We start from the raw sequence: 8,707 nt of genomic DNA on the forward strand, positions 1-8,707 counted from the left end.
CGCGAGGTACTTTGACACTTGATAAGGGCGCTGTAAAAGCACTGCAATCTGGTGGGAGTAGTCTATTGCCTGTGGGAGTTAAAGATGCCTCCCGGTGACTTTACTCGAGGTGAAATGGTGGTTTGTGTCAGTGAGGCGGGTGATGTCGTTGCTCGAGGTTTAGTTAATTACTCTGTTGCCGAATCTTTAAAATTGCTAGGTGAGCCTTCATCGAAAATTGCGGATATTTTAGGGTATGAAAGTGAGCCAGAGCTGATTCATCGTGACGACTTAGTTATTGTTTAAGCTGCTTTTTGTATTTTGTTGCATCATTAACTATAGGGTAAAAAATAGGAGATTAAGGATGGCGAAGCCGAGTAAAACGGGGTTAGCGAGGGTGATAGATGCGACAGGTTACTCCTTTCAGGGGTTGAAGGCGCAATGGCGGCATGAGGCTGCCTTTAGGCAAGAGTTGCTCTTGTTTTTGATTGCGGTACCTTTAGCTTTGTATTTTGGCGACACTGGCATGGAGCGAGCTTTACTGGTTTTTGTTGTGGGCTTGGTGGTAATAGTTGAAACGATTAATTCGGCCATGGAGGCTGTGGTTGATCGGGTGGGTGATGAGTATCATGAGCTTTCAGGGCGAGCCAAGGATATGGGATCTGCTGCGGTGTTTTTGGCCTTGGTATTAGCTGCTGCTGTATGGTTGTTGGTGTTAGTGCCAAAATATATTGGTTGAATACGAATTTTAGATATAAAAAAACCGGCAATTGCCGGTTTTTTTAATGCGACTTGAAAATCAATTAAGCAGCTAGTGCTTTGATTTTCGCGCTTAAACGACTCTTATGACGAGACGCTTTATTTTTGTGGTAAAGACCTTTACCTGCAGCTTTGTCCATTTGAGACGTTGCTGCAACGAATGCTGCTTGAGCGTCCGCTTGGTTGCCTGCTTCAATAGCAGCATCTACTTTTTTCAGGTATGTGCGCACCATAGAGCGCAGGCCACCATTGTGAGCGCGACGCTTGATAGCCTGGCGTGCACGTTTTTTTGATCCGGCGGAATTTGCCACTGTCTGGCTCCTTTGAATTCTTTAAAATGAAACGAAGCCGAACTCTGCGGCTTCGATGAATAAATGTCAAGTAATACTTGAAAATCTCGCGGCGAATTTTACCAGCTTTTAGCTTTACCACAACCCCCTGTTGAGTACTTTTTATCACATTTAGCTCGGCTTTTTACTTATTCCCTTAGGTGTTGAGGTGTTATCCTTGCTGAAATTTTGAAAAAACATGTTTTGGAAGGGTATGGAATCGCCGAATCTTAAAAATAAACCCGCTGCAAATGCCACTAAAAAAAGTGCTTCCTTGTTAAGGTCTGGGGTGCTTGTTTCTATTTGTACTATGTTGTCGCGGGTTTTGGGATTGGTGCGTGATGCGGCATTGGCTTTTGTGCTTGGGGCCAGTGGTAGTGCGGATGCTTTTTATGTTGCATTTAAAATTCCTAACTTCTTGCGCCGTTTATTTGCAGAAGGTGCTTTTGCTCAAGCCTTTGTCCCTGTTTTAAGTGATTACAAAGTAAATCACGGGCAGGCGGCCGTGCGAGAGTTGGTGTCTGCTGTTTCTGGTTCCTTGGGATTGGCGTTGTTGTTAGTCAGCGCCTTGTTTATGGCTTTCTCCCCTTGGGTTGTGTATGTCTTTGCACCAGGTTTTGCTGATAATGCCGAGCAGCTTGCGCTTGCATCGGATCTTTTGACCATTACTTTCCCTTATCTCATGTTTATTTCCTTAACTGCTTTGGCTGGCGGGATACTAAATAGTCATGATGAATATGCTATTCCGGCGATTACGCCTATTTTTCTAAACCTTTCTTTGATTGTTGCAACGGTATTTTTTGCTAATGATGCTTTGCAAAAGGAATCAGCTATTGCGTGGGGAGTGTTTGCAGCAGGCGCTTTGCAATTGGCTTTCCAATTGCCGTTTTTAGCTAAGCTTAATTTATTGCCTATGCCAAGCATGGGCTTCTCTCACCCTGGGGTGAAACGTATTTTTAAGCTTATGCTGCCTGCTTTGTTCGGGGTTTCTGTTGGTCAGATTAACTTGCTGTTAGATACAATTTTGGCGTCATTTTTACAAACAGGAAGTATTACTTGGTTGTATTTATCTGATCGTTTATATGAGTTGCCTTTGGGTATTTTTGCGATAGCAATTAGTACTGTGATTCTACCTTCATTATCTCGTAGTTTTGCGGGAGATGAGTCTAAGCGATTTACCTCAATTCTAGATTGGGGGTTGAGAACCGTGTTGCTCATTGCTGTTCCATCTTCGCTTGCGCTTTATCTTTTGGCTGAGCCTTTAATTGCGACGATTTTTTACCGTGGCGCGTTAACTGTGCATGATGTCTCTATGGCGGCAATGAGTTTGCAGGCTTATTCAGTAGGTTTGGTGTTTATGATGCTGATTAAGGTGTTGGCGCCAGCTTATTATGCGAGGCAGGATACGAAAACGCCGGTCAAAATTGGCATTATCGCCATGGTCGCTAACATGGTGTTCAATCTTATTTTAGTGGGACCTTTTGGTCATGTGGGTTTGGCTATGGCAACGACGCTTTCTGCTTTCTTAAATGCATTCTTGTTGTGGCGAGGGTTACGGGCAAGAAATCTGCATCGTTTTAGTCTTGATTGGATTAAACCTTGTCTCGCTATTCTGGTGGGGGTTTTATGTTTGGCAGGTCTACTTTTGTGGCATAACTCCATGGGGATTGTTTGGACACAACTTGCGGACCTAGAGCGCGTATGGCGTATTGGGCTTTTGGTCATGGTTGGCGTAATAGTATATCTTCTGGGGCTGTTTATTGGCGGTTTCAGGCCAAGAATGTTGAAAGCTTAATAAAAGCATCGATCGAATATTTATAATTCCCTAGTAATTTTAACTGGCAGCCCTTATATCCTTGTTGGATTGTAGGGTGATGGCTATCGTCTCTTAGTTAACTGCTATATAATCTCGGTTATTTTTTCAGCGAAACGTCTTTCTCTTTGATGGGGCAATATGGAGTTAATTCGGGGTATTCACAATATCCGACAGCAGCATCGCCAATGTGTATTGACCATAGGTAATTTTGATGGCGTACATCTTGGACATCAAGCGATTCTCAAACGTGTAAAGGAGCTGGCGCAAAAGTATCAAGTGCCTTCTTGCATCATGATTTTTGAGCCTCAGCCAAGAGAATATTTTGCCGGCATGAAAGCGCCGGGGAGAATTAGTCGTTTACGTGATAAATTACGTTTTTTACAAGAGCAAGGCATAGATTATGTTCTGTGCATGCCTTTCAATAAAAAGATTCAAGAGCTTGATGCTGAGGCTTTCTGCCAAACTATTTTACAAAATGGTTTAGCCGTGCAGCATCTTGTGGTTGGAGATGACTTCCGTTTTGGTTGTGATCGCCAAGGTGACTTTAGCTATTTAAATGAATTCGGTCAGCGACATCAGTTTGCTGTGGAAAATACCCCTTCGGTTTTATCTGCTGAAGGTAAACGAATTAGTAGCTCTTTGGTAAGAGAAAGTTTGGCGCAAGGGCAGATGGTGAAATCTGAAGCCTTATTGGGTCATCCTGTTATCTTGTCTGGACGTGTTGTACATGGGCAAAAGTTAGGCCGCACCCTTGGCTTCCCGACTGCCAATGTTCATTTGAAAATTGCGCGCCCTGCCATGAGTGGGGTGTATGCGGTACAACTTGTAAAACAAGGTGTTGCCTATGATGGTGTTGCCAATATAGGTTGTCGACCTACGGTAAATGGTGTGACACCAATATTAGAAGTGCACTTATTCGAATATCAAGGCTCTTTATACGATGATTATGTGTTGGTGCATTTTTGCCACTATATTCGAGAAGAGCGAAAAATGTCTGGCTTAGATGAGCTAGTTAAACAAATTCAATGTGACAAAGAAGCCGCTCAGCACTTCTTTGCAAATCAGTAACCTGATAATCAGCACCCTGATGATCTTTGAGGAAAAATCGAAAAACCATGAGTGATTATAAACCGACTCTGAATTTGCCAAATACTGACTTCCCTATGCGTGGGGACTTGGCGAAACGTGAACCAGCTATGCTTAAGCATTGGCAGGATATCGACCTGTATCAAAAAATTCGTGATACCAGTAAAGGTCGTAAATCTTTTATTTTGCATGATGGTCCTCCCTATGCGAATGGCGATATTCATATTGGTCACGCGGTAAATAAAATCCTCAAAGATATTATTGTTAAATCTAAAACAGTAAGTGGATTTGATGCGCCTTATATCCCAGGTTGGGACTGTCACGGTTTGCCGATTGAACATAAAGTTGAGCAAATGATAGGTAAGGCTGGCGCTAAGGTGACTCATAAAGAGTTTCGCGCTAAGTGTCGTGAGTACGCATTAACGCAAGTTAATGGTCAGAAAGAAGATTTTATTCGTCTTGGTGTTATGGGGGATTGGGATAAGCCTTATCTAACCATGAACTTCGAGACGGAAGCTAACATAGTAAGAGCGCTTGGCAAGATTGCTGACAATGGTCACCTAGTAAAAGGCTTTAAGCCAGTTTACTGGAGTGTGGTTGGTGGTTCTGCATTGGCTGAAGCTGAAGTTGAATATCAGGACAAAACATCTCTATCTCTTGATGTTCGTTTTGTTGTTGCTGATCAAGATGCTGTATTGACTAAATTTACAGATGTGGAAGGTGACGGTCAGGTGTCTGTTGTTATCTGGACCACAACACCTTGGACATTACCTGCTAACCAAGCTGTTTCACTACATGCAGAGTTTAACTATGCCTTGGTAGAGCTTGATCTTGGTGCTGGTAAAGAGCGTCTTATCCTAGCCGAAGACATGGTTGAAGGTATTATGAGCCGTTACGGTGTTGAAGAATACCGTATTGTTGGTCGTGCAAAAGGTGAAGTGCTAAATGGCACACTAATGCAGCATCCATTTGCTGATCGCCAGGTGCCTGTGATTTTAGGTGATCATGTGACTACTGAGGCGGGTACTGGTGCAGTGCATACAGCGCCTGACCACGGTGTCGATGACTTTAATGTCGGTCGTGCAAATGGTTTAGGTACGCTTAATCTAGTGAATGATGGTGGTGTGTATACGGATGCGGCTGGTGCTTTTGCAGGTCAGCATGTTTATAAAGTAGACGCAGCGATTCTTGAAGCCCTAGAAGAAAATAAAGCACTGGTTAAACAGGATAAAATTTTCCACAGTTATCCACATTGCTGGCGTACAAAAACACCGCTAATTTATCGTGCGACACCGCAGTGGTTTATCAGTATGACCGAAGAAGGTTTGCAGGATAAAGCGCTAGATGCAGTAGAAGGTGTGAACTGGGTACCTAGTTGGGGTCAAAATCGCATCGAAGGTATGCTGAAAAACAGCCCAGACTGGTGTGTTTCTCGTCAGCGTACTTGGGGTGTGCCAATCACACTGTTTATCAATAAAGACACACAAGAGCTTCACCCAGAAACAACTCGCCTAGTTGAAGAAGTTGCTAAGCGTATTGAGAAAGAGGGTATTGATGCCTGGTTTGATCTAGATGCAGCAGAGATACTAGGTGATGACGCTGATAAATATAGCAAGGTTACTGACACCTTAGATGTTTGGTTTGACTCTGGCGTGACTCACTACTCGGTGATAGATCAGCGTGATGAATTAAGCTTCCCTGCAGATTTATATCTAGAAGGTTCTGATCAGCACCGTGGTTGGTTCCAGTCTTCATTAAAAACATCCATTGCTGTTCGTGGTGTTGCGCCATACAAGCAAGTGCTGACACACGGTTTCACTGTTGATGGTGATGGCCGTAAAATGTCTAAATCTTTAGGGAATGTTTTATCTCCTCAAAAGGTGATGAATAGCCTAGGTGCTGACATTATCCGTCTTTGGGTTGCTGCAACAGATTACACAACTGAAATGACAGTGTCTGATGAGATTCTCAAGCGTGTTGCTGACTCTTATCGTCGTATTCGTAACACGGCTCGTTTCATGATGGCGAACTTGAATGGCTTTGACCCTGTGACTGATATGGTTGCGCCTGCAGACATGTTGTCTTTGGATAGTTGGGTAGTTGATCGTGCAGCGCAATTGCAAAAAGAGATTGATCAAGCTTATAACGACTACCAATTCCATACAGTAAACCAAAAGATCCAGAACTTCTGTTCAGAAGATCTTGGTAGTTTCTACTTGGATATTATTAAAGATCGTCAGTACACAACTCAGGAAAATAGCCTGGCTCGTCGTTCTGCGCAAACAGCTTTGTTCCATGTTATGGAAGCCTTCACTCGTTGGATTTCTCCAATCTTGAGCTTTACCGCTGATGAAATCTGGCGCTCTATGCCAGGTGAGCGTGCTGAGTCTGTATTCTTAGAGACTTGGTATGAAGGCTTGGTTGAGCTAGATGGCAGTGAAGTACAAGGTCGTGAATTCTGGAAACAGATCCTTGAAGCAAAAGTGGCGACTAATAAGGTATTAGAAGCGGCTCGTAGCGAAGGTAAGATCAAAGCAAGTTTGAGTGCTGAAATTACGCTTTATTGTGATGAGACACTAACGGCTAACTTGAATGTGCTGGGCGACGAATTAAGATTCGTTCTGATCGCATCTAATGTGACTGTGATGCCTTTGGCGCAAGCGGGCGATGATGCTGTTGAGTCTGAGATGGAAGGTCTTAAGGTTAGTGTGCAGCTAAGCGAAAAAGCGAAATGTGTTCGCTGCTGGCATCACAGGGAAGAGGTAGGTCAGCGTGAAGAGCATCCAGAGCTTTGTGATCGTTGTATCAGTAACCTGCCTGATGGAGAAGGTGAAAAACGCCTTTACGCTTAATGACTAAGTCTTTTGTATGGCAACAACTCCAGCGCTGGTGGGCGCTGGCGTTAATTATTTTCGGTCTAGATTGGCTAGTTAAGCAATGGGTTGATACCAGTTTAAGGTATGGGCAAGAGATATCTGTTCTACCTTTTTTCGATATAACCCTTAGATACAATACTGGTGCTGCATTTAGTTTTCTTGCGGATGCTGGTGGATGGCAGCGATGGTTCTTCTCTATTATTGCGATTGTAGTTGTGATTGGGATCAGTTGGCGTTTAGTTAAAATTGCTTCTTCCAATTATTGGGAGGCTTTATCTTTAACCCTCATTTTGGGTGGTGCGATAGGTAACCTTTATGATCGGCTTGCCTATGGCCATGTTGTAGATTATCTGCAATTCCATTGGCAACAAACTTGGTACTTCCCTGCTTTCAATATAGCTGATTCCGCCATCACCTTAGGTGTTATTGTGATGTTGCTAGAAGGCTACCTGAATAAAAAATTCACGAACAAGAGCAAATGATAATGATTTCAAAAACAAGCCAGATCACAATGCATTTTGAGTTGGCATTAGAAGATGGTCAGTTAGTTGATAGTAATTTTGACAAAGCGCCTGCTGAATTTAAATTTGGTGATGGTAGTTTGCTGGAAGCGTTTGAAGATGTCTTGCTTGGATTGAAAGAAGGTGATGAGCGTGAGTTTGCGATGACTCCAGAAAAAGCTTTTGGCCAGCATAACCCGAATAATGTTCAACTTATGCCTCGTAGTCAGTTCGATATGGATCTTGAGGAGGGCATGATAGTGTCTTTTTCGGATGTGGGTAAAAATGAATTGCCAGGTGTTATTGCTTCGATTGGTGATACTGAGGTGACGGTTGATTTTAATCATCCACTAGCAGGGCGTACTCTTACTTACCGCGTTAAAATTGTTTCTGTATCGGAGTCTGTATGAGTTTTGCTATCCAGTTAGCAAATCCGAGAGGTTTTTGCGCAGGTGTGGATCGTGCGATTGATATTGTTAATCGCTGCTTGGATTTATTTGAAGCGCCTATCTATGTGCGCCATGAAGTTGTGCATAACAAATTTGTGGTTGAATCCTTAAAAGCGCGCGGAGCCGTTTTTGTTGATGAACTAGAGCAGGTGCCAGATGATAATTTGGTTATCTTCAGCGCCCATGGTGTATCTAAGGCTGTGAGGCTTGAAGCTGAACATCGTGGACTGAAAGTATTTGATGCTACCTGCCCGCTAGTCACTAAGGTGCATTTAGAAGTAGTGCGTTATTCTCGTGATGGCATGGAGTGCGTGCTTATTGGTCATGATGGTCATCCTGAAGTTGAAGGTACCATGGGGCAATATGACTATAGTAAAGGGGGTCATATTTACTTAGTTGAAAGTCCAGAAGATGTGGCCAAGTTAAAAGTAAAGAATCCAGAGAAGTTGGCCTTTGTTACACAAACCACTTTATCTATGGATGATGCTTCTGTTGTGATTGACTCTTTGCGTGAGCACTTCCCTTTAATACGTGGGCCTAAAAAAGACGATATCTGCTACGCGACTCAAAATCGTCAAGATGCGGTTAAAAAATTAGCCGAAGAGTCTTCTTTGGTGTTAGTCGTGGGCTCTGTAAATAGTTCTAACTCGAATCGCTTAAAAGAGTTGTCAGAACGTATGGGGACAACAGCATACTTAATCGATAATGCTGATGAAATTCAATTCGAGTGGTTAAAAGGTATAGATAGTATTGGCATTACTGCTGGTGCATCTGCTCCTGAAGTCTTAGTGCAAGAGGTTATTGCGCGTTTAGAGTCTGAAGGTGGTGAAAGTCCAAAAGAACTGGCTGGACAAGAAGAAAACGTCTCTTTCTCTATCCCAAAAGAGCTAAGAATTGTCGATCTGACTAAATA

The 8,707-nt window shown here is 43.1% G+C and carries 8 protein-coding genes and 1 pseudogene; 8 read left to right on the forward strand and 1 reads right to left on the reverse strand.

Annotation, left to right across the window (positions count from 1 at the left end; genetic code table 11):
• Together MED121_RS23295 and MED121_RS23300 are read left to right on the forward strand one after the other, a co-directional pair.
• Positions 1-285, forward strand: a pseudogene (locus tag MED121_RS23295) (PUA domain-containing protein); the annotation flags it as partial.
• Between the two features lie 58 nt (positions 286-343).
• On the forward strand, positions 344-718 hold the full coding sequence (locus MED121_RS23300; RefSeq protein ID WP_009836309.1) for a diacylglycerol kinase: 375 nt from the start codon (positions 344-346) through the stop codon (positions 716-718).
• A 64-nt stretch (positions 719-782) separates the two neighbouring features.
• Here the strand turns inward: MED121_RS23300 and rpsT are convergent, their stop codons facing one another.
• The gene (gene rpsT / locus MED121_RS23305; protein WP_009836308.1) at positions 783-1,049 is read right to left on the reverse strand and encodes a 30S ribosomal protein S20; all 267 of its coding nucleotides are present in this window, start codon (positions 1,047-1,049) and stop codon (positions 783-785) included.
• A gap of 232 nt (positions 1,050-1,281) precedes the next feature.
• Here rpsT and murJ point away from each other — a divergent pair, with 232 nt between their 5' ends.
• The 6 genes from murJ to ispH form a co-directional block, all read left to right on the forward strand.
• Positions 1,282-2,862, forward strand: coding sequence for a murein biosynthesis integral membrane protein MurJ (gene murJ, locus MED121_RS23310; RefSeq protein ID WP_009836307.1), 1,581 nt, complete (start codon positions 1,282-1,284; stop codon positions 2,860-2,862).
• 159 nt (positions 2,863-3,021) lie between these two features.
• Positions 3,022-3,951, forward strand: a complete 930-nt coding sequence (ribF, locus tag MED121_RS23315) for a bifunctional riboflavin kinase/FAD synthetase (RefSeq protein ID WP_009836306.1) — start codon at positions 3,022-3,024, stop codon at positions 3,949-3,951.
• Positions 3,952-3,998: 47 nt separating this feature from the next.
• Positions 3,999-6,821 (forward strand): isoleucine--tRNA ligase, encoded by a 2,823-nt coding sequence (gene ileS / locus MED121_RS23320; RefSeq protein ID WP_009836305.1) that lies wholly within the window; start codon positions 3,999-4,001, stop codon positions 6,819-6,821.
• Complete coding sequence (gene lspA / locus MED121_RS23325) at positions 6,821-7,327, forward strand: signal peptidase II (RefSeq protein WP_009836304.1); 507 nt, start codon at positions 6,821-6,823, stop codon at positions 7,325-7,327. Before ileS ends, lspA begins: the two co-directional genes overlap by 1 nt.
• 2 nt (positions 7,328-7,329) lie before the next feature.
• Positions 7,330-7,755 carry a peptidylprolyl isomerase gene (locus MED121_RS23330; protein ID WP_347372390.1) on the forward strand — a complete coding sequence of 142 codons (426 nt, stop codon included), beginning with the start codon at positions 7,330-7,332 and terminating at the stop codon, positions 7,753-7,755.
• A partial coding sequence (gene ispH / locus MED121_RS23335) for a 4-hydroxy-3-methylbut-2-enyl diphosphate reductase (protein WP_009836302.1) occupies positions 7,752-8,707 on the forward strand: 956 nt, incomplete at its 3' end. The genes MED121_RS23330 and ispH, both read left to right, overlap by 4 nt.

Source organism: Marinomonas sp. MED121 (genome assembly GCF_000153025.1).
In the GTDB taxonomy this organism is placed as follows: domain Bacteria; phylum Pseudomonadota; class Gammaproteobacteria; order Pseudomonadales; family Marinomonadaceae; genus Marinomonas.

Coding starts and splice junctions, on each gene's coding strand:
- MED121_RS23300 (WP_009836309.1), top strand. CDS start 344: ATGGCGAAGCCGAGTAAAACGGGGTTAGCGAGGGTGATAGATGCGACA.
- MED121_RS23330 (WP_347372390.1), top strand. CDS start 7,330: ATGATTTCAAAAACAAGCCAGATCACAATGCATTTTGAGTTGGCATTA.
- ribF (WP_009836306.1), top strand. CDS start 3,022: ATGGAGTTAATTCGGGGTATTCACAATATCCGACAGCAGCATCGCCAA.
- murJ (WP_009836307.1), top strand. CDS start 1,282: ATGGAATCGCCGAATCTTAAAAATAAACCCGCTGCAAATGCCACTAAA.
- lspA (WP_009836304.1), top strand. CDS start 6,821: ATGACTAAGTCTTTTGTATGGCAACAACTCCAGCGCTGGTGGGCGCTG.
- ileS (WP_009836305.1), top strand. CDS start 3,999: ATGAGTGATTATAAACCGACTCTGAATTTGCCAAATACTGACTTCCCT.